Origin of the sequence: Planococcus sp. ISL-110, from assembly GCF_018613575.1 — a bacterium.
GTDB lineage: Bacteria > Bacillota > Bacilli > Bacillales_A > Planococcaceae > Planococcus.
Genome location: NZ_JAGGPX010000004.1, coordinates 65,318 through 84,619 on the forward strand (window position 1 = coordinate 65,318; position 19,302 = coordinate 84,619).

At 43.4% G+C, this 19,302-nt stretch carries 21 protein-coding genes and 2 riboswitches; of the genes, 9 read left to right on the forward strand and 12 right to left on the reverse strand.

Annotated features, from left to right (window positions below; genetic code table 11):
- Position 1: 1 nt before the first annotated feature.
- The 4 genes from J7I83_RS01730 to J7I83_RS01745 form a co-directional block, all read right to left on the reverse strand.
- On the reverse strand, positions 2 to 1,651 hold the full coding sequence (locus J7I83_RS01730) for a solute symporter family protein (RefSeq protein ID WP_215098963.1): 1,650 nt from the start codon (positions 1,649 to 1,651) through the stop codon (positions 2 to 4).
- Between the two features lie 3 nt (positions 1,652 to 1,654).
- A complete protein-coding gene (locus tag J7I83_RS01735; RefSeq protein ID WP_215098964.1) occupies positions 1,655 to 1,924 on the reverse strand; it encodes a hypothetical protein in 270 nt (89 codons plus the stop codon).
- Between the two features lie 415 nt (positions 1,925 to 2,339).
- Entirely contained in the window at positions 2,340 to 3,635 is a 1,296-nt protein-coding gene (locus J7I83_RS01740; protein ID WP_251047383.1) for a mechanosensitive ion channel, read from the reverse strand.
- A 115-nt stretch (positions 3,636 to 3,750) separates the two neighbouring features.
- Positions 3,751 to 4,620: a DMT family transporter gene (locus J7I83_RS01745; RefSeq protein ID WP_215098965.1), complete on the reverse strand. Its 870-nt coding sequence runs from the start codon at positions 4,618 to 4,620 to the stop codon at positions 3,751 to 3,753.
- Positions 4,621 to 4,729: 109 nt separating this feature from the next.
- Here J7I83_RS01745 and J7I83_RS01750 point away from each other — a divergent pair, with 109 nt between their 5' ends.
- Positions 4,730 to 4,960, forward strand: a complete 231-nt coding sequence (locus tag J7I83_RS01750; protein ID WP_215098966.1) for a helix-turn-helix domain-containing protein — start codon at positions 4,730 to 4,732, stop codon at positions 4,958 to 4,960.
- 68 nt (positions 4,961 to 5,028) lie between these two features.
- On the opposite strand, the gene metX is transcribed toward J7I83_RS01750, so the two are convergent.
- The gene (gene metX / locus J7I83_RS01755; RefSeq protein ID WP_215098967.1) at positions 5,029 to 6,042 is read right to left on the reverse strand and encodes a homoserine O-acetyltransferase MetX; all 1,014 of its coding nucleotides are present in this window, start codon (positions 6,040 to 6,042) and stop codon (positions 5,029 to 5,031) included.
- A gap of 12 nt (positions 6,043 to 6,054) precedes the next feature.
- The gene (locus tag J7I83_RS01760; RefSeq protein ID WP_215098968.1) at positions 6,055 to 7,347 is read right to left on the reverse strand and encodes an O-acetylhomoserine aminocarboxypropyltransferase/cysteine synthase family protein; all 1,293 of its coding nucleotides are present in this window, start codon (positions 7,345 to 7,347) and stop codon (positions 6,055 to 6,057) included.
- Positions 7,348 to 7,445: 98 nt separating this feature from the next.
- Positions 7,446 to 7,562, reverse strand: a riboswitch (SAM riboswitch).
- A gap of 131 nt (positions 7,563 to 7,693) precedes the next feature.
- On the opposite strand from J7I83_RS01760, the gene J7I83_RS17685 reads away from it, so the two are divergent.
- The 8 genes from J7I83_RS17685 to J7I83_RS01800 all read left to right on the forward strand — a co-directional run bounded on the left by J7I83_RS17685 (position 7,694) and on the right by J7I83_RS01800 (position 15,318).
- Positions 7,694 to 8,131, forward strand: a complete 438-nt coding sequence (locus J7I83_RS17685) for a glycerol-3-phosphate acyltransferase (RefSeq protein ID WP_251047384.1) — start codon at positions 7,694 to 7,696, stop codon at positions 8,129 to 8,131.
- A gap of 323 nt (positions 8,132 to 8,454) precedes the next feature.
- Positions 8,455 to 8,570: riboswitch (SAM riboswitch) on the forward strand.
- Positions 8,571 to 8,709: 139 nt separating this feature from the next.
- Entirely contained in the window at positions 8,710 to 9,741 is a 1,032-nt protein-coding gene (locus J7I83_RS01770; protein WP_215098969.1) for a methionine ABC transporter ATP-binding protein, read from the forward strand.
- Positions 9,731 to 10,381 carry a methionine ABC transporter permease gene (locus J7I83_RS01775; protein ID WP_215098970.1) on the forward strand — a complete coding sequence of 217 codons (651 nt, stop codon included), beginning with the start codon at positions 9,731 to 9,733 and terminating at the stop codon, positions 10,379 to 10,381. Before J7I83_RS01770 ends, J7I83_RS01775 begins: the two co-directional genes overlap by 11 nt.
- 37 nt (positions 10,382 to 10,418) lie before the next feature.
- The gene (locus J7I83_RS01780; protein ID WP_215098971.1) at positions 10,419 to 11,252 is read left to right on the forward strand and encodes a MetQ/NlpA family ABC transporter substrate-binding protein; all 834 of its coding nucleotides are present in this window, start codon (positions 10,419 to 10,421) and stop codon (positions 11,250 to 11,252) included.
- Positions 11,253 to 11,279: 27 nt separating this feature from the next.
- Positions 11,280 to 12,485, forward strand: a complete 1,206-nt coding sequence (locus tag J7I83_RS01785; RefSeq protein WP_215098972.1) for a M20 family metallopeptidase — start codon at positions 11,280 to 11,282, stop codon at positions 12,483 to 12,485.
- A 244-nt stretch (positions 12,486 to 12,729) separates the two neighbouring features.
- Entirely contained in the window at positions 12,730 to 12,969 is a 240-nt protein-coding gene (locus J7I83_RS01790) for a hypothetical protein (RefSeq protein ID WP_215098973.1), read from the forward strand.
- Positions 12,956 to 14,902, forward strand: a complete 1,947-nt coding sequence (locus J7I83_RS01795) for an insertion element protein (RefSeq protein WP_215098974.1) — start codon at positions 12,956 to 12,958, stop codon at positions 14,900 to 14,902. Before J7I83_RS01790 ends, J7I83_RS01795 begins: the two co-directional genes overlap by 14 nt.
- A gap of 125 nt (positions 14,903 to 15,027) precedes the next feature.
- The gene (locus tag J7I83_RS01800) at positions 15,028 to 15,318 is read left to right on the forward strand and encodes a hypothetical protein (RefSeq protein ID WP_215098975.1); all 291 of its coding nucleotides are present in this window, start codon (positions 15,028 to 15,030) and stop codon (positions 15,316 to 15,318) included.
- Between the two features lie 132 nt (positions 15,319 to 15,450).
- On the opposite strand, the gene J7I83_RS01805 is transcribed toward J7I83_RS01800, so the two are convergent.
- The 6 genes from J7I83_RS01805 to J7I83_RS01830 form a co-directional block, all read right to left on the reverse strand.
- Positions 15,451 to 15,669 carry a hypothetical protein gene (locus J7I83_RS01805; protein WP_215098976.1) on the reverse strand — a complete coding sequence of 73 codons (219 nt, stop codon included), beginning with the start codon at positions 15,667 to 15,669 and terminating at the stop codon, positions 15,451 to 15,453.
- Positions 15,670 to 15,864: 195 nt separating this feature from the next.
- Positions 15,865 to 16,143 (reverse strand): hypothetical protein, encoded by a 279-nt coding sequence (locus J7I83_RS01810; protein WP_215098977.1) that lies wholly within the window; start codon positions 16,141 to 16,143, stop codon positions 15,865 to 15,867.
- 78 nt (positions 16,144 to 16,221) lie between these two features.
- The gene (locus J7I83_RS01815) at positions 16,222 to 17,181 is read right to left on the reverse strand and encodes an IS30 family transposase (protein WP_215098978.1); all 960 of its coding nucleotides are present in this window, start codon (positions 17,179 to 17,181) and stop codon (positions 16,222 to 16,224) included.
- A gap of 85 nt (positions 17,182 to 17,266) precedes the next feature.
- Entirely contained in the window at positions 17,267 to 17,656 is a 390-nt protein-coding gene (locus J7I83_RS01820; RefSeq protein ID WP_215098979.1) for a hypothetical protein, read from the reverse strand.
- A 138-nt stretch (positions 17,657 to 17,794) separates the two neighbouring features.
- Positions 17,795 to 18,295 (reverse strand): hypothetical protein, encoded by a 501-nt coding sequence (locus tag J7I83_RS01825; RefSeq protein ID WP_215098980.1) that lies wholly within the window; start codon positions 18,293 to 18,295, stop codon positions 17,795 to 17,797.
- An 86-nt stretch (positions 18,296 to 18,381) separates the two neighbouring features.
- The gene (locus J7I83_RS01830; RefSeq protein ID WP_215098981.1) at positions 18,382 to 19,239 is read right to left on the reverse strand and encodes a hypothetical protein; all 858 of its coding nucleotides are present in this window, start codon (positions 19,237 to 19,239) and stop codon (positions 18,382 to 18,384) included.
- Between the last annotated feature and the right edge of the window lie 63 nt (positions 19,240 to 19,302).

Below are 19,302 nucleotides of genomic sequence, written 5' to 3' on the forward strand. Positions count from 1 at the left end.
TCTACATCCCCCAAGGCATCAATGCCCATATCGCGACAGCTGCAGAAACCACTACTGTAATTCCAGCACCTACCGTACTGTTGTAGCGATACGATTTGATATCCTTCCATCCATGGATGCGTTCGATCAACTCAATATCCGATTGCTTGGTCAGCTTGTTTGCCAGCCCAGGCATACGGTTGGTGATGTAGGAAACAACAATCAACAGGATAAAGCTGATCGGCACAGCAAGCATGGCCCCGGATAAGCCCATTCCATCGGTAACGCCATGACCGGTCAAGACGATGCTCGGGAAAACGAATGGCGACACGATGATGTAAATGGCACCCCCGACCACAGAAGCCGCTATGGCGCCGAACTTATTGGCCTCTTTCCACCAAACCCCAACGATGATCAGAGGTGCGTTCGTGACTCCAGCTAAACCGAATGCCCACAGGATACTGACGACCAGGAAAGCGGGCGGTTCGATTGCCAGCAGGATACTGACCAATCCACCTGCGAAAATAGCGATAAAACCAATTCGTAAACTTAAACGCTGGGGAATATTCGGCTTTAAGGTAGCGATGATATCCTGGGAAATCAAGGCACCGATTGCCAGCAAATTACCGCTCAAGGTCGAAAGTCCAGCTGAAATCGCTCCAGCGATAACAAGTGCGGTCACCCATTCCGGGTTATAAACCAGATTCAGGATGATGGTCAGTTTATCAGCATCCCCTTCTGAAATGACCAGACCCTGTGTAGCTGTAGCATACACACCCACAAAGCCCATTGCATAAGTGGCTGAGAACACCAGACCTAGAATGAACGCGAACCAAACCATCGCTGAACGCGCACTTTTCAGACTGGATGCTGTATAGACCCGCATCGCTAAATGGGGAAGCCCCAACGCTCCGATTGTTAAAGCGGGAATAATGGAGAAATACCATTTTGGCGAAAACTGATAGTCAAAGAAAGTCGGCAAAGACTCCAGCATCGCCGGAACCATGTCCGAATAGAACAATGGTGGGAAATACCAGCCATCTGCCCCAATCGCTTTCATGATGGCGCCAAGCGGAATGATGAACATCAAGGCGATGATGACCATCTGGATGGCTGCGTTGTTCGTGGCTCCGGCCATTCCGCCGATCGTAATATATCCAACAATGATAATACCGAAAACAAAAAGTCCGGTTAAATAAGGAATTCCCAATAATGTTTCAAACGTAATGGCAATTCCGATCATTTGCCCTAATGCATACATGACGGATACCAATATCATAAAAAGAGCTGCAATGATGGAAGCTGTCACTCCGTATCTGTCACGGATAAAATGAGTAGGAGAAAAAGCGCCCATCCGGCGCAGGCTTGTTCCGTAAATAATCGTAATCAACGGAATTGCCAGGATCAACTGGATCCACAGCATGATGAACGGCACCTGCAGCTGCAAAATCAATGCCGTGATGCCGAGAAAAGTTGCCAGGCTCATGTAAGTTGATGCCATCGCAAGCCCGTTGGTAAAAGCCCCAACATTTCCTCCGCCTATGTAAAGATCTTTGGCTGAGGCACTTTTTCGGTTGGACAGGAACCCGACGACATAAAACAATACAAAAGTTGCTGCCACGACCGCTAAACCAAGAATTGGATTGGATAATTGCCAGTTTTGTGCTTCCATCATCTACACATCCTTTACTTCGTCGGACACCCCGAGCGCGTCGTTTTCACTATCAATTTCATCATCAATACGGTTGCCAACTTTTCCGGCTACAATCGTCAGGAAGAAGACACCGAACCACCCCATCAGAATCGGGACAATGTACATAACTGGAAATCCGAACAACATGGCATCTACCGGAAAGATGGAAAAAATTAATCCTACATTCCCAACTAAAATAAAGGCGAGCGTCATCCAGACCGTAAATTGAACTTCTTTTTTATACGCTTTCATCGTATCCCCCCCATTTCAACTAAATTCCTGTTTATCCATTCCTCCAACTGAGCGTTCGCTCAGTCTCAAAAAACAACTACCCCCTTTGGATATTATCTATTTAATAACTATCTTGATTGTAACCGTTTGCATAAAAACAAGTCAACTGAATTTTTTAATTATTTAAACTACTATATTAAAAGCATTTAACCTAGTCTGGATCACTGATTGCACTTCAAAAGAATAGAATAGGTATGCATAAAAACAAAGATATGCTTTTAGACTAATAGGTTTTTTATATTCTAATATATCTTTCATTTTCTTAAGTTTAGTTTAAGTAATTTACCTCTCTATTTCACCGGATAATTATGCATCAGTATTTTAAACACAAAACCCCTTAGGCAGATAACTGCCTAAGGGGTTTTGTGAGATGTACCTACAGATTCGGTTTATCGTCTTCTTTTTCCATCTTCTTTTCCAAACTTTCAAGCTGCCGCTTGGCAAACTCGCGTCCGCCCATACCGAAGGAAACAGCAAATGCCACTGCAAGCCCCGCAATGATGAACAGGAATGCCAGGTTGACGATGTTTGTTGCAAAATTCAGCTGGTCCAAGGTCATGAATACGGCAACAATGATGATGGCGTATTTTACGATGCCTCCAAGGAAACGGTTGTTGGAAGTCTTCTTGACATAGCTTCCAAGCAAGCTGCCTCCGATTAATCCAAGACCCAGGATGATCAGTGAACTGATGAGAAGCGGCAAGTATCCGATGATGGCTTCACCGATGTTATTCAACACATCAAGCTGCAGGACGTTCATCGCTTCCACCGTGAAGAAGATGATGATGATTGCCTGTACTACCTTGCCGATAATGTTTGCAATATCAAAGCTTGGTGATTTTGTTTTATCGGGATTCAAGTATGTCGAGAACCGGTTGATGCCTGTTCCGTTCAATAAGCTGATCAACAGATCTCCGACAAATTTCGCAATCAAGACACCCACCAGTATCAAAATGATCGCTACAAAGATATTCGGGATCATGTTCAGGACCTGATTGAGCATATTGACAATCGGTTCAGAAATAGAGCGGATATTCAAGGTTTCTAAAGCAATCGTCAGGATCGGAATCAGTACGATAACAAAAACTATATTGGCCAGAACATTCGCCAGCGTCGATTTGTCACTAGCATCCATTCTTGTAGTTCCCGTTGATGTACTACCGGTTTTGCTGGTGACCTTATTAAACCACTTGTCGATATTTATGGCAGTCAAAAGGCTGAACACAAGATTTTTTACGAATTTCGCTACAAAGTAACCAATCACTATAATGATGATGGCCATGAAAAGGTTTGGCAAGAATGCCAATAGCTTATCCATCATGTTCGAAATCGGCTGTGCCACATTCTGCATATTCAAAGCCTGCAGAACGCTTGGAATAAACAAAATAAAGATCAGATAATAAAGAATTTTCCCTATAGAGTCCAGTTGGTTGTCTGCAGTTTCTTTGGTTTTTGCCATATGGCCTTTGACCATGGCTTTGTCCACGCCTGCTTTTTTTAATCCTTTAGTGAAGATAGCCCGTACAATCGTCGCTACAATCCATGCAACAAGAAGTAGTAACAATGCACCTAGTACATTCGGAATGTAGTCGATGATCGTATTGCCGACTCCTCTGAAAGAATTTCCCACATCGTTCATATACTCAACCCCTTTTATAATTTTTTGTATCATATTTACTATCCCCCTACTTCACTGAAAGTAAACTCATAAAGGATTAAGACAGAAGTTTAATAAGAAAATACCGCTCAATTGTTGAGCGGTATTGCTGGGCAGACATTCTAAATCGCTAAAAAGATGGTTTTCTTCTTCTCCCTATCGTCAATACGATAATGCCGCATAGGAGCAGCCCCACTCCAACCCAGGAAAGGCCACTTAGTACTTCTCCCACCACCAGCACACCCAGAACAGCAGCCGTCAACGGTTCCGCCAACGATAAGGTTACCGCAGAAGAAGACGGAATCTGTTTTAATCCATAAGAAAACAGGATATACGATAAACTTGTCGCGCCAATCCCCAAATAAATGAGCAGCCACAAGTTTCCTGGAACCGTTATATAAGATAAATCAAAAAAGAATAAAAAAGGCAATAAACAGCAGGCGCTCAGTGAAAAAATCACCGCAACAGCTGAAACGGGTTCCATCGCCTTGAGCACATTTTTACTGACAATGGCATAGATTGCAAAAGAAAATCCGGCACCAAGTGCCATGGCGATTCCCGCCGGATCAACCAGCTGCTGCCCTTTATTGGCAAATAGCAAGATACAGCCCGTTAATGCCAGCAATGTAGCAGTGGCCCAAATCCTGTCCGGTTGCTTTTTTAAAGCGGCCCACTCGATTATTCCCGTCAATACAGGTGCACTGCCGATTGTCACAACAGTCCCAATTGCAATTCCAGTCAATTGAACAGATGAAAAAAATAAAGGTTGAAACAATGCCATACTGATGGCCGAGAGGATTGCTGCGGGCCACGGAATCGAGCGGACTGACAACTTTCTGGCTGCCAGGACGAAGAGCAGCAAAGAAAAACCGCCTATCGCTAAGCGGAAGGCGCCAATCGACAGCGGATGCGCTGTTCCGTCAAAAAAAGATTGAGCTGTCCCTGTCGTTCCCCATAAGACGGCTGCCAGCAGCACCCACAAATAAGCTGTGTAATTCAAAATCAACACCTCTGCCTTTCTTATGCTATCCCATTAACATACCATGGCACTAATGATTTGAGATAGCCGTCTCCTTCTATTATAATAAAAGAAAAGAGGAGGAGATCCCATGTATATGACAGTCCAGGAAACTGCCGCTTTCTTGTCCATGCCTGAAGAACAAGTCAATCGCTACGTATTGGAAGGACGCATTCGCGCAGTCCACGATGGGGAACAATACATGATCAACACCTCTCAGTTCGGAACTCATTTCCAGCAGCTGGAACAGGCGAAGCAAGCGCTTGAGGAATGGCGCGCCATCCCGATTCCAGACGATGTAGATATCAAGGACGAAGATTGATTACAGCAAAAAAGCATTTGAACGGGGCTCTAGCCCCGTTCAAATGCTTTTTTCTGGTAAAGGTTCCCTTACCGCGTGAGTTCAGGCACTAAAAGGCTTTTTAATTTCTTTTCGATAAATCCGCCCCATTTTTCGAATTCAACCAGAAATCCATCATGGCCAAAATCCGTTTCGACAATTTCCCAAGTTGCAGCCGGCTGTTTTTCGAGCCACGGGACCATCAATTCACTTGGATAAAGCAAATCCTGGGTAAAGGATAAGGAATGCACCGGAATCTCCAGTACAGCATCTTGAACGTCATGTGTGTTCATGGCTTTCAGCAACAGGACATAGCTGTTGGCATCAAAACGGCACGCCAATTTTTTTCCCTGATAGTTCAAGTACGACTGTACATTGAAGTCATCGCCATCACTGGTGCGTCCGAATCGCTGATTGAACATATTGCCGCTGCGGTATGTGACCATGCCCGCCATTCTGGCTACGTGAAATCCTTTTAATAGAGATGAATCTTTATAGTTTCCAGAGTTGAAATCCCCATCATTTTCAATCGCCAAAATGCCAATATGATTAAAAGCCACCCCGTAATCGCCGTAGTATGGTGTGACGGCTAAAGGAAGTACCGCATCAATGAACTCGGGATACGTCTTCCCCCATTCCAAGGTTTTCATACCGCCTAATGAACCGCCGATCACGCCTGCTAGATGGTCGATCCCCAGTTTTTTCAAGGCATAATATTCAGCCCTCACCATATCACGTATAGTCAGTGTTGGGAACTCGGCACGATAAGGTTTCCCTGTTTCTGGATTTGTTGATAATGGGCCGGTTGAACCATGGCAACCTCCCAGTACATTAAAGGTAATAACTTGAAAAACAGTCGTATCCACCGGCTTTCCTGGTCCGATCAATCCTGCCCACCACCCCGGGTTCTCCTCTGTGCCAACTGCATATTGGTCGCCTGTCAACGCATGGCACACCAGGACAACTGGAGCTTTTTGGTCTCCGTGACGTTCGTATGCAAGTTCTACATCGTTTAAAGTCTCAGTTGAATCCAGGGTTAACGAGCCGATGGATACTGTCTTCATGAAAATCCCTCCTTATGCATTTTCCAATACTGCTGCTTGTATCGCCTGCTCTAAATCAGCGATTAGGTCTTCTGCGTTCTCTAACCCGACAGACAAACGGATCAACTCTTCCGTTACCCCGGATGTTTTAAGTTCTTCTTCGTTCAATTGTTGGTGCGTAGTGGAAGCCGGATGAATGATCAGTGATTTGGCATCGCCGACATTGGCTACATGCGACCAGAGATTGACGCTGTCAATCACTTTACGGCCCGCTTCACGACCGCCTTTGATACCGAAATTGACGATCGAACCATAACCGCCATTCTTCAAGTATTTCTTCGCCAATTGATGTGAAGGATGATCTTCAAAGCCCAGGAAATTTACCCATTCGATTTGTTGATGTTGCTTCAGATAATCCGCGATAAGCTGGGCATTGCTGCTGTGTTTCGGAATGCGCAGATGCAGAGTCTCCAGCCCTTGAAGCAAAGCGTGCGCACTTTCCGGACTCAGTGAAGGTCCAAAATCCCGCAGCAGCTGGACGCGAAGTTTTGTCGCGAAGGCCGCTTCCGGCACATCGATTCCGTAACGCAGGCCGTGATAGGTTTCATCCGGCTGCGTGTAATTTGGGAAGCGCGGATTATCCCAATTGAACTTTCCAGCGTCAACCGCTACGCCTCCGATTGTCGTACCATGTCCGCCAATCCATTTCGTAGCGGAATGGATGACCACATCTGCACCAAATTCAATGGGATTGCTGCCGTATGGAGAAGCGAATGTGTTATCAATCAATAAAGGAAGACCGTTTTCATGGGCAATTGCTGCCACTTTTTCCACATCGAAAACATTCAGGCTCGGATTCCCGATAATTTCACCGAATATAACTTTGGTTTTATCCGTAATTGCCGCTTTGAAATTTTCCGGGTTTGTAGCATCGACGAATGTGGTCGTGATGCCGTAACGCGGCAAGGTATTTGCAAATAAATTATACGTGCCGCCATACAGATTGCTGTCCGCCACAATTTCGTCTCCAGCTTCAGCAATATTCAAAACGGAGAATGCAATAGCCGCCATCCCTGAAGATAGAGCAACTGCAGCCGTGCCGCCTTCCAGCAACGCGACCCGCTGTTCAAATACATCGACTGTCGGATTCATGATGCGCGAGTAGATATTGCCGGTATCCTTCAAGCCAAAGAGATCTTGTGCATGCTGTGTGTCCTTGAAAACGTAAGAAGTGGTTTTGTAGATCGGCACCCCTCTTGATCCTGTCGTTGGATCCGGCTGTTGTCCGCCGTGCAGCAATAATGTTTCTGGTTTTAAGTTTGTCATTTTCCATTCCCCCTGTTTTTTATCGATATATAATGCCGAAGGGGACAGCAAAAAGCCCCCTTCGCTAAGAAGAGGGCCGTAAATTACGGAGTTTCCTCCTCTTATCTATCAGAACCTGTCGATCGATTCTGTAGGAATTAGCACCTTTCCAGACAAATGCGTCTGTTGGTTGCCGGGCATCACAGGGCCTATCCCTCCGCCACTCTTGATAAGAGTATTTGATTTGGTTTTTCGTCTTGTTGAGAAGTATAAAAACTTTGGCGCTATTTGTCAAGTGAATTAGTCAAAAAATTTTGAAACCTTGAACTTCTTCAATTATCGCTTTTACTATAGAGGGGAAAACGGTATGCTTATTTGGATTTTGCTATTATTTATTATCGGCTATGGGATCGCTGGTTTTAATGGGTCTTTGACAGCACAGGTTTTATCAGGAGTGAACATAAAAAAAGAAGGCATGAAAAATTCCGGTGCTTCCAACGCCGCCATTGTGCTGGGCTGGAGATATGGTTTGCTTGTTGTATTTATTGATATTTTTAAAGGCTTTGCAGCTGTTGCAGGTCTGCTATTGGAATCAGGCAGCTTTCCCACTGAATTGGCCTGGGCATTATTATTTGTGGCAGGAGCTGGTGTGGTTTTCCGCCATAACTTCCCTTTCTATATGAACTTTGGCGGAGGCAAAGGCACCGCTTCGGTCATAGGTGTTGTGCTGGCCCTCGACTGGAAGCTCAGTTTGCTTTGCCTGCTGTTGTTGATTAGCGCTTCACTCTCGCTGCAGACTATCTGATTATCGGCGTTCTCGTGCTGTATGCCGTTTATTTTGTCATCGCTTTCGGCCCCGATTCAGGACCTTGGCCACTGTTGACAACCACTGCCCTGTTTGCCATGACAATATGGAAGCATCGGAAAAATATTATTCGAATAAAGGATGGAACCGAAAAAAAGTGTCTTCTGTTTTTCAAAAGAAAACCACAACTTCAAGCTGAGTTGGATTTTAAACTTATTTTTCCCTCCATTTTAAAGATTGTGAAATAATTCTCAATAATCCCCTTGACTTTTTTGTTATTTCACAATAAAGTAAGACTCACGAATCGAATAGCATACATCACTTTCTTATCAAGAGAAACCGAGGGACAGGCCCTGAGACGTTTCGGCAGCAGATTTGTTTAACCGCAAAAACTGTGCCAACTCCTGCAAATGCCGTTATCGCATTTGGAAGATGAGAATTAGATGGTTTCAACAGGAGCCTTCTTTTTTCTTATGGATAAGAAAAAAGAGGGCTCTTTTCTGTCTATTATCTCAAAGAGCATGCGAGACACCATCGATTTGATAAGATCCATTACAGCACAAGGAGGCTCTATCACCATGATTCAATTCGAAGGCGTCGCCAAGACCTACCAATCAGGCAAACAGGAAATCCATGCCTTGAACGGCATTGACCTGACCGTCGAAACCGGCGAAATTTACGGAGTCATCGGCTTTAGCGGGGCCGGAAAAAGTTCATTGATCCGCACGGTCAACCTGCTCGAACGCCCTTCTTCAGGACGCGTATTGATCCAAGGAAAAGACATCTCCACCTTATCAAGCAAAGAAATCCGCACGATCCGAAAGGATATCGGCATGATTTTCCAGCATTTCAATCTGCTGAATTCTAAAACGGTTTACCACAATGTAGCGATGCCGCTCTTGCTGGCGAAAACGCCTAAAGCGGATATCGAAAAACAAGTAAAAGACCTGCTCGACTTTGTCGGTCTTGGGGACCAGGCACAAAAATACCCGGACCAGCTATCCGGCGGACAGAAACAGCGGATCGGCATTGCACGGGCGCTCGCCACCAATCCTTCTGTCCTGCTATGCGACGAAGCGACTTCGGCACTCGATCCCCAAACGACTAAATCGATTTTGGATCTGCTGCGTAAAATCAACAAGGAATACAATATCACCATCCTGCTCATCACACATGAAATGGGCGTTATCCGGGAAATCTGCGATAAGGTGGCCGTCCTGGAAGCAGGAAAAGTCATCGAGCAAGGAAGCGTCTTTGATATTTTCTCGAATCCGCAGCAGCCTACCACCAAACGCTTTGTCCGCTCTGTCATGAACGATGAGCTGCCTGAATCGCTGCTGGCACAGATTCAGGATGCCAAAAGCGATAATGCCATCTACCGCCTCCAATTTACCGGAAATTCAGTCGGCAAGCCATTCATGTCCCATGTATCGCGTGATTTCAAGGTCGATCTGAATGTGCTGTTCGGCAACATCACCGAGCTGCAGGGCATCCCGTATGGCAACCTGATCGTCGAATTTTCTGGAGAGCCAAATGAAATCAAACGGGCCTTATCCTCTATTCGAGACAGCAATATTCACATAGAGGAGGTCAATAATTATGTCAGTTAATTACGAACAGATTCTGGAAGCTCTTTGGGAAACCATTTATATGACCGGTGCAGCATTCGGCTTTTCTTTATTGATCGGCTTTCCTCTCGGCATCCTGCTTGTGGTCACACGCAAGGGGCATCTACTGGAAAATGAAGCGGTCTCTAAAATGTTGAATATCGTCATCAATATTTTTCGTTCGGTCCCATTCATCATTTTAATGGTCGCCATCATTCCCTTGACACGCCTGATTGTCGGCACGTCCATCGGTACCGCAGCTGCCATTGTTCCATTGGTTTTCTATGCTGGGCCATATATTGCACGCCTGATTGAAAACTCCTTATTGGAAGTCGATAAAGGTGTCATCGAAGCAGCACAAGCTATGGGCGCTTCGCCGATGCAAATCATTTTCCGCTTTCTGATTCCGGAGGCTTTAAGTTCACTGGTTCTCGCGTTGACGATAGCGGTGGTCGGCCTGATCGGTGCATCTGCCATGGCGGGTGCCATCGGAGGCGGCGGCCTTGGCGACTTGGCCATTACTTACGGCTATCAGCGCTTCGACACACTGGTGATGTTCATTACCGTAGCGATTCTGGTCGTACTGGTACAAGGTGTTCAATCGCTCGGAAATGTATTATCACGAACTGTAAGACGTAGTTAAAAATAAAAACAATATAGAGAAATTGGAGGAATTAATCATGAAAAAAATTACAGTAACGGCATTACTTTCACTAGCAGCATTAACTCTGGGGGCTTGCGGCGACAACAGCAGTTCAGACGGCAACACGACCGTCACGCTTGGCATCAGCGGTTCCGATACAACCATCTGGGATTACATTGCCGATAAAGCAGAAGCCGAAGGGATTGATTTGGAGATTCAAACCTTTTCTGATTATGTAGCACCGAACCTGGCGCTTGCCGAAGGTGAACTTGACTTGAATGCCTTCCAAACGATTTCTTATTTTGATGAATTTGTTGAAGAACATGACATCGATATTGTGCCGATCGGCTCTACTGTAATCGCACCAATGGGCTTGTATTCCGATAAATACGAATCCATCGATGAAATTCCTGAAGGTTCACAAATCGCAATGCCGAATGAAGCGACCAACATGGGCCGCGCCCTTCTGCTGCTAGATGAAGCAGGTCTGATCACGCTATCTGAAGATGCCGGACTTACAGGAACTGCCGAAGACATCATCGATAACCCGAAAAATATTGAAATTATGCCGATGGTCTCCGGGCATACCCCACGCGCTATGCCCGATGTTGCTGGTTCAGTCATCAACAACGGCGTCGCAGTGGATGCTGGATTAAACCCGACAGATGATCCGATTGTCCGCGAAAGCGACACGGCTAAACCTTATATCAACTTGATTGCTGCAAGTGCTGAAGAAGCAGACAACGAAGCTTACCAGAAAATCGTCGAGATTTATCAGCAGGAAGATACCGCTGAATTTATCATCGAGCATACAAAAGGCGGTCAGATTCCTACCGTTGTCACAGTTGAGGAATTAGTTGATTACCAATAAGACAATGCTAATCTAGGAGGAATTCCAATGACCTTTATCAAGGAAACAGCCCAGACCATTTCCAAGTCCATCGATTCCCGAAGCGTGACATACATCGAAACAAGCCAGGCAATCCATGCCAAGCCCGAAATCGGCAATGAAGAGGTTTTTGCCAGTTCTTTATTGATCGCCTTGCTGGAAGATGCCGGATTCTCTGTGGACAAAAGGGTTGCCGGCCACGATACCGCTTTTTTCGCCAGCAAGAAAAGCTCTATTGCCGGACCGACGATTGCTTATCTTGCTGAATATGATGCACTTCCTGGAATTGGCCATGCCTGTGGCCACAACATCATTGGAACGACCAGCGTCGCTGCCGCTATCGCATTGGCAGAAACACTGGAAACTACTGGCGGCCGCGTCGTCGTCCTTGGAACACCGGCGGAAGAAGGCGGTCCGAATGGCAGCGCCAAAGGCAGTTTCGTCAAGCACGGCTTGCTCGAAGGCATCGATGCCGCTTTGATGCTGCACCCTTCCGGAAATTCCGCTGTCACCGGCCCTTCCCTGGCTGTCGATCCATTGGAATTCCACTTTTACGGCAAGCCTGCCCATGCGGCAGGCTCTCCTGAACAAGGCATCAATGCGCTGGATGCCGTTTTGCAGCTGTTCAACAGCATCAATGCATTGCGCCAGCAATTGCCGGCGGATGCCCGCGTCCATGGCATCATCACTCACGGAGGTGATGCCCCAAATATCATTCCTGAATATGCGGCGGCCCGCTTCTATATCCGTGGCGATTCATGGAAGAAAACTTCCGATACTGCCCGCAAAATTCGGGCCATTGCAGAAGGTGCAGCCTTGGCGACCGGCGCCACAGTAAAAATCGAACGTTTCCAAAATGAAGTGCGCGACTTGGTCATCACTCCAGCTTTGGATGCGATTGTCCGCAGCGAGCTTGAAGCACAAGGTGAGGCTGTAGCGGATTCCCGAATCTCGGGCCTTGGCTCTACAGATGCCGGCAATATCAGCTATGAAGTCCCTACTGCACATGGCTATATTAAAATCGGCCCTGAAAGCCTGATTGCCCACACCGCTGAGTTCCGTGAAGCTGCTAAATCAGCTCAGGGTAACGACGCGCTGATCAAAGGCGCCAAAGCATTGGCCAATACTGGCTATCGCCTGCTGACCGAGACTGTTCTTTTGGAACAAGTCAAAGCTGCACATGACGATGCCATCAAAGCAAAACAACAAAATTAAAAAAAGATGCCCCTGTCATTAGGCCGTTCAGTTTTGAATCGCAAAATCGCAATTAGAACATCAAAAAGACCGTTAATTAGAACCCTAATTAGCGGTCTTTTTTTTATTGATTCTATTGGGTTTGAGCTGCTTTTCCGCCTTTTTTAGACATTCAATTGACACCCGAATTATCCCGACTACAATTAAAATTGTAAACCAACTATTTCAGTGTCTAATTGACACGCTAAAAAGGGAGTGAATTACAATGTCAAAAATCGAACCAAAAAGACTGAACAAACAACCTGTGGAGTGGGAAATATCGGAACTGGCACGGAATACGGTGAAACACTTTTCCGAATACAGCGAACGATCTGAGGAAGCTATTGTTGGTCGTTTAATCGTTGGACTTCTAGAAGATGAAGACTTCATTGAATGGGTACGCAGCAAGAAAAACAACAAACGAATTTTGAAAGAACTGGGGCTGTCGCTTAATGACGATCTATAAAGAGTTTTGCACTCCAGCTGATACATTCATCAAACCGAAGCCTTTTCTATCAAGTAAGGAAATCAAGAATCGACAAGACACTTACGAAGTCCTTACACCTAAAAAGTTTTCCTTCAACGAAAACAAACTTGCCTTTCGTCCGATGGAGTTCGAATGGCAAGGCAAGACTTATGAAATCCAGATGAACCATTGCACAAATCCATTGTGTAAGAACTTCGGTTTGCCGCAAGAAAAATTTAACGTCAAGGGAAAACCAAGTAGATACAAGCTAATCGGAGAAATAAATAAAACATCGATTTTGTGTAATTCAGACAAGAGAGATTTGAATGATGTACAACCACAGAAATGTACTGTAACAGCATTATCCAACTGGTCTTTATCCGAAGAGATTGAACGCCTTATCCGAATCAATTCATTAAAGGCAATCCAGCCTGATTATGAATTCCACAAACCAACCTGCATCTTAGACTCCACTCCATTTAAAACACCCAAAGACTTCTACAAACGCGGTGTCAGCAAATCTAAATCTCAAATCTATCAGTGCAAGACTTGTAAGAAGTACACAAGTGTCCTACCGACAAAACAACGGAATACAACCTATCACCAGCAGCGCAACGAAATTCTTCCGTTGTTCGCAAAGTTATTGGTCAATAAAACTTCCATCAACAGAACCTGTGAGATTTTGGGCATTGCCAAAGGAACTTACTATCAAAAGCTTGAATGGCTATATCGCTGTTGTTTAGAATTTTTGGAAACAAGAGAAGCGAAGCCGTTAGCTCAACAATCGTTCGATCAGATGTGGCTCACCACAGATAAACTTCATTATGTATTAAACAATGTACTAAAACGTGGACAAGGTAAAAATAGCAGTCGCCATATGGATGAAAAGCAATTACCGACTTATATTATCGCAACAGCCGATGCTTCTTCTAATTACGTTTTCCGTTCAGATATTGCTTATGATTGGGATATTTCACTGGATAGAATCGAAGAAGATACACAGCTTTATAAAGAAGATCACTTAAACGGTTTTCAACGTAAGAACGATCGTTATGCCAAATACTCACATTCGCCAATGATTCCAACCAAGAACGACACACAGACTTTTAACGAGTACCTTGAACAGTCGAAAAACTTCGATACCAGACGTCTTTATGTGGACGGATTACACGTGAATTCTGGTTACACAGCAAAGGCACATCTCTGGTTGATTAAAAATCAACTTAATGTTCAAAAATGGCGCTTCATAACAGACAACGACGATTCCCTTATCAATTCGTTTCAACGCGTCTTTAAAGATGAAATTCTATTGAAAGATGCACATCAAATTGTGTGTACGACTGACAAAACCTTGACCCGAAACCAAGCAAAGCGGACTTTCTTTTATTCTGTTCGCGCACTAAAGGATTGGGGAAAGCTTAGAGGTTATGAGAAGTTCAGTCTTCGGCAGATTGCTTTGTTTTATATCGAGGACGAATTGAAGCTTGGCCATAGATTTCACGACCAACAAGTTTCTGGAAACGGTGAAATCTTTCACACTCACGCTAATAACCGAATGAAGCATCCGATTCCGACAAGTGATCGTGGACAGCGCGAAATTGATATTTTAACGGATGTGTCTCATTTAACCGAATTTCAACAAGCGACACTCATCTTAAATACCAATGACAATGCGATTAACAGTTTTCTTCAAATCATACGGCGTAGGTTGTCTGTACTTGAAAGACCGCTTGTAACAGCACGTGGTGATGGTAAGAGCTATATCTATGCCAACTTCTATCCACGGTACTCGCAAATGGCAATAACCATCCTTAGAACCTATTACAATTTTTGTCGATCGTTTAATTCACAAGGCGTAAAGAAAACACCAGCCGAACGGCTAGGTATCGCTGACCGTGTTTACACTTTGGAAGAGATTATCTACAAACGTTAAAACTTCGAGAGCTTAACCAAACTTTGGTTGAGCTTTTTTACAATTTTAAGGATATGGTTATAATTAACAGAAGAATAGGGTAGCATATTAAGTAATATATTATTAAAACAGAGAGGGTTGGTAAAATGTACACGGTGATCATTGTGGGGTATGCAATTGCATTAGTAGGGGTGTTCCTGGCGCTTCTATTTAGCGAAGGTAAGTCTAAAAGAACCAAATATAAGATATGGGGTACAGCCCTTATGATCCCAATCTCACCAGCATTATCCTTTGCCCTTGGAAGACACTATGCAATCATCGAACAAAACGGTTGGGCTGCATTGATAATGTTTTATATTTTCCCTATCATTTTTATAAGCGGATTAATTATGTTATTAGTCGGAATCTTCAAGAAAGAAGGAACGGAAACGGCTTAACTTCTTGAATTGTCTCAGTTAGTTTGGAGAAAACTAAGACACTTCATAAATACAGCTTGTATTAACATCGCACTTAGCGATGTTTTTTTGCATAAAAAAATCACCTTCGAAGTTTATCGAAAATGAATCGTCTTATTGCTTATTTAAGTTGTTCGAACGCTCATATATCATATGTGCATATGCTTCGGGTGAGTAGTGCGCGGCGATTGATCCGTGTCGATTAAATAACTCCTGAAGCTTGAAGTCTTTGATAAGCATTGTTGCTTCTTCATTAGATACGCTATAAATCTCCATTAGGTCTTCTTTGACATAGCCGATAAATTCTTCGATATCCTTTTGTCGTTCGTTCATTTTGGATACCTCCTTTTGATTAGTGTATGTCCCGTATCCCATTAAACAAATTACATACAAAAAAAGAATATCGGAAAATATTCTTTTTTTGTTGGCCTTCCGCCCGAGTATTGTTTAGTTGTTACATTTTGGCCTTCCGCCCGATAGTGCTTCTCTCTCTCGATTACTTATATCTTAACGATATTTTTATTAAAATCAAGTAAAAAAATAAAAAAGTTTTTTAGTGGACTTGTGCCTTACTAATTTTTTCTTCTTTAATTTGAATATTATACTCTTCAATTTTTTGTTTTTATCGATTTCATTCATCAGTTTTATATTTTCTTTTTTAAACATTATTTCGAATAATGTTTTTTTAATGACTTTATATGTTTCAGAATTAGTTTTGATATAGCCCAAAGCATTTTCTTCTATAATCTTAGTTAAAGAAATAAACTGCGCGTTGTCTAATTTAAAAGCTGTGTCAGTATCTAACATACGACCCTTATTTGTTTTTGATTCTTCCTTTTTAATAAGAACAGTCTCTATTTTTTCATTTTCATTATTTTTCGTTTGTCAATTTAAGCTAGACAGATCGACTCCATTCAGGTGACTCAAAAATGCTTCCAAGGGTGTACGGTAATCCAGCGACTTTCTAGGGATGTTATTCCGTTTATCGGCCACCGTGGAAATGAACGGTTGGTCCACCTGGTTGAAGTCCATTTCCTTTGGCAATCCATCTTTACGAAGGAGTCCGTTGGAATTTTCATTCAAGGCGCGCTGGGAAGGGGTGCCGGGATCCGCAAAATAAATCGAGACGTCATGTCGGTTGCACAGCGGTATCCAATTGGAGAATTCCTTCCCACAATCAAACGTGATCGATTTGAACAGATGTCTCGGGATCCCTTGAAACCACTGGTTCAAAGCAGTTTCAATATCGCATGCCTTGCGCCCTGCAGGCTTCAAGGCGATGATGACTTTCGTCAGCCTTTCGACCAGCGTGATCACGGCACTTTTATGGCGAGCGCCCACAATGGTGTCGCCCTCGATGTGCCCAAACTCTTCTTTAAAAGAAGGATAATCGGTTTCCCGTTCGGAAATGTGCCGTTTGAACGCCTGCTTTCCGCGCCGTTCCTGGTAGCCATTGGGTTTCCGTTTGCCTTTCATCGGCAGTGTGGCAACATCAAAGACCCGATTTTTGAACAGGCGATAGAGCGTACGCGCAGAACAATCAATCGCCGTCTCTGCGCGGCCGACAATGACATCTGGAGTCCAGCCCTGCGCCACCTTGTCTTGAATATAGGTCATTTGTTTCTTCGGCAAAACGATTTTTCGTCGGCCGCAGCGTTTCTTATTTTTCTTGTACTGTGTATAGAAGTCGAGAGCGCTATATCCCATCTTCAGGAAGTTGATGACATTGTAAATCGGTTGCCTGGAACGTTTTATTTGTTTTGCGATGATTGTCACCGGTATGTTTTGGTGGTGGTAGGATTCTATCATCACCAGTTCATCCGTGTTAAGATGGGTGTAGGTCATTCGTGATCACTCCTATGTTTTTCTTTGGTCGGAAAATACATTTAGAGTGTACCACGAATGGCTTTTTCAGTTGTCTAGCTTAATTTTACAATCGGCGATTTGTAATCCAATGATAAGCGTTTAGCATATAAGAATCGCTAGATGAACCTGGAACAATTAAAGCCCTTCCGCCAATCACTTCTAATATTAAAACAGGGTGAATTAAAGAAGCTTCTCCTTTATAGCCTAATAACAAATTTGCCTTGTAAATCTCTCCCACTCTTGGTTTTGTGATAGGAGAGTTTTTCCGATTTTTTAAAAAATAATGAAATGTTTCAACGTATAGCGAAGCTACTTTGGGGTCTCCTTCAAATAATTTCTCCCATATATTTGAGTTCGTGTCCAAAAAACAAGATCTTAGATACCTAAAATCTTTTTCATTTAATATTTTTTTCTTTCTTAACTCTTTTAGATACTCAACATCGATTTCCCTCATCTCTCACCATCCACAATCAAAAAGTCGAACAATTTTGATTAATCATAATGAAAAAGATTAAAAAGGCGAGAAAAAGTCAAAGAAAAAACGCCACCCGAAGGCAGCGTTAACTGAAACCATTCACCGTCATTAATGAAATCAGCCGTTATTTGTACTCATTTCTTTAAAAGTGTCCCATTCTACAACTCTTTGATACTCCTCTTCGTTCACTGTAAAATTGATTTTTGCACTTCTGCTTTCATCTTCTGTTACATCACCTAGACGAACTTCAGCTACAATTCGACTTTCTCCTTGGAGTTCAAATCCGTTAATATCTACTACATCTCCTATGCTACGATCTCCTGAATATAACCCTACCTGTTTTAAGGGATCAGCACCGAAAAACTCATATTCGATTCCGTCTTCACCTAAAGTCACAGGTTCTTCGTTTCCTTTAACTAGTTCAACAGAAGTGATTACCGCTGGTTCTTCGCCTGTCCACTCAAATGGAAGGACAATGTAGTAGCTTTCGTTAGCTTCAAGTGAATCTCCATACATATTTCCAAACATAAACTCTCCATCGATCGATTCTTCCGTACTACTACAAGCAGCTAATAGTAAAAACATAAATGTAATTGACGCTATCTTAAGTGTTTTCATAATCGACCCCCTCTATTAATATCATCTTACTTTTAATAGTATCTTTTCCTTGAGAAAAATGGAAGAGAGTTGGTAATTCCGAAATTCTATTCTTCTTTTAAAATCTCCTTAATAAATTGTAGGGAAGAGATAACATTTATCAATCTCAAAGCATCTACTTTCTGCCAGTGGCTAGGTTCGTCTCTGCCGTGCAATATCCTGTGGCGGTTAATAAGGTCGTTTCTTTCTTGAGAAAAATGAAGTGAACCGAACAATCTGTCCGTCATACTATGAACAACTGAGTATAAGGCTATTTGTTTCAATTTCGATTCTTCACTCCCAGCTCTTTTTTCCATTTTTTCGATTAAGCCACTGCTACCTTGATGCGAATCGAAAACGTACGACATTTCACCTTCGATGATCGTAAACAGGGTAGGGATCACAAGTTTATAGTTGTCCGCTTCGAAGCTGTGGAAACACTCTTGAATTAAGTCGTGCCATCTGGGTTCAATGCTTTCTACGATGGACTCTTTCGAATGGTTAAAATAAGCCCAGTCATCTTGAGAATAAAACTCATAAAAGTAATCGTCTTTTTCTTTCTGAGAAGTGCCGACCATATCGTCGTCTAAATAATTTGCCATACCCATTTCGCCAGTCAACGTCCAACCATATTTGGAGTTGTCGTCGGTGATTTTTTTGATTCGGTCGTAATCGATTTCTGGGAATTCAATCTTCGGAAAACTAATGTCGGGTATTTTAAAATCAGCATAACGGTTAAGGTAGGCAGAAATCTCGGGTGTGATCAATTTAATCGATGGTATGAATGAAGTATCAATCACTGGAAGACTAAACTTAGGTATTTCAATTTTGGGTAAAGGGTTAGCAGCTCTTGCTATAAACTCTCTATATTCGGCTTCTAATTCCCTTGAGCGTCTGAAAAACTCTTCTCTTTCTTCTGGCGTCAAAAAATCCCTCCTTAGAATTTAATTATGAGTTCCATTATAACCCAATTAATGATTGATTCGAAT

Excerpts from the sequence above, each read along its gene's own strand:
- J7I83_RS01805 (WP_215098976.1), bottom strand. The coding sequence starts at position 15,669 with ATGAACGAACGACAAAAGGATATCGAAGAATTTATCGGCTATGTCAAA.
- J7I83_RS01785 (WP_215098972.1), top strand. The coding sequence starts at position 11,280 with ATGACCTTTATCAAGGAAACAGCCCAGACCATTTCCAAGTCCATCGAT.
- J7I83_RS01815 (WP_215098978.1), bottom strand. The coding sequence starts at position 17,181 with ATGACCTACACCCATCTTAACACGGATGAACTGGTGATGATAGAATCC.
- J7I83_RS01780 (WP_215098971.1), top strand. The coding sequence starts at position 10,419 with ATGAAAAAAATTACAGTAACGGCATTACTTTCACTAGCAGCATTAACT.
- J7I83_RS01770 (WP_215098969.1), top strand. The coding sequence starts at position 8,710 with ATGATTCAATTCGAAGGCGTCGCCAAGACCTACCAATCAGGCAAACAG.
- J7I83_RS01790 (WP_215098973.1), top strand. The coding sequence starts at position 12,730 with ATGTCAAAAATCGAACCAAAAAGACTGAACAAACAACCTGTGGAGTGG.
- J7I83_RS01795 (WP_215098974.1), top strand. The coding sequence starts at position 12,956 with ATGACGATCTATAAAGAGTTTTGCACTCCAGCTGATACATTCATCAAA.
- J7I83_RS17685 (WP_251047384.1), top strand. The coding sequence starts at position 7,694 with ATGCTTATTTGGATTTTGCTATTATTTATTATCGGCTATGGGATCGCT.
- J7I83_RS01810 (WP_215098977.1), bottom strand. The coding sequence starts at position 16,143 with ATGTTAGATACTGACACAGCTTTTAAATTAGACAACGCGCAGTTTATT.
- J7I83_RS01825 (WP_215098980.1), bottom strand. The coding sequence starts at position 18,295 with ATGAAAACACTTAAGATAGCGTCAATTACATTTATGTTTTTACTATTA.
- J7I83_RS01760 (WP_215098968.1), bottom strand. The coding sequence starts at position 7,347 with ATGACAAACTTAAAACCAGAAACATTATTGCTGCACGGCGGACAACAG.
- J7I83_RS01740 (WP_251047383.1), bottom strand. The coding sequence starts at position 3,635 with ATGATACAAAAAATTATAAAAGGGGTTGAGTATATGAACGATGTGGGA.
- J7I83_RS01775 (WP_215098970.1), top strand. The coding sequence starts at position 9,731 with ATGTCAGTTAATTACGAACAGATTCTGGAAGCTCTTTGGGAAACCATT.
- J7I83_RS01750 (WP_215098966.1), top strand. The coding sequence starts at position 4,730 with ATGTATATGACAGTCCAGGAAACTGCCGCTTTCTTGTCCATGCCTGAA.
- metX (WP_215098967.1), bottom strand. The coding sequence starts at position 6,042 with ATGAAGACAGTATCCATCGGCTCGTTAACCCTGGATTCAACTGAGACT.
- J7I83_RS01730 (WP_215098963.1), bottom strand. The coding sequence starts at position 1,651 with ATGGAAGCACAAAACTGGCAATTATCCAATCCAATTCTTGGTTTAGCG.
- J7I83_RS01800 (WP_215098975.1), top strand. The coding sequence starts at position 15,028 with ATGTACACGGTGATCATTGTGGGGTATGCAATTGCATTAGTAGGGGTG.
- J7I83_RS01735 (WP_215098964.1), bottom strand. The coding sequence starts at position 1,924 with ATGAAAGCGTATAAAAAAGAAGTTCAATTTACGGTCTGGATGACGCTC.
- J7I83_RS01820 (WP_215098979.1), bottom strand. The coding sequence starts at position 17,656 with ATGAGGGAAATCGATGTTGAGTATCTAAAAGAGTTAAGAAAGAAAAAA.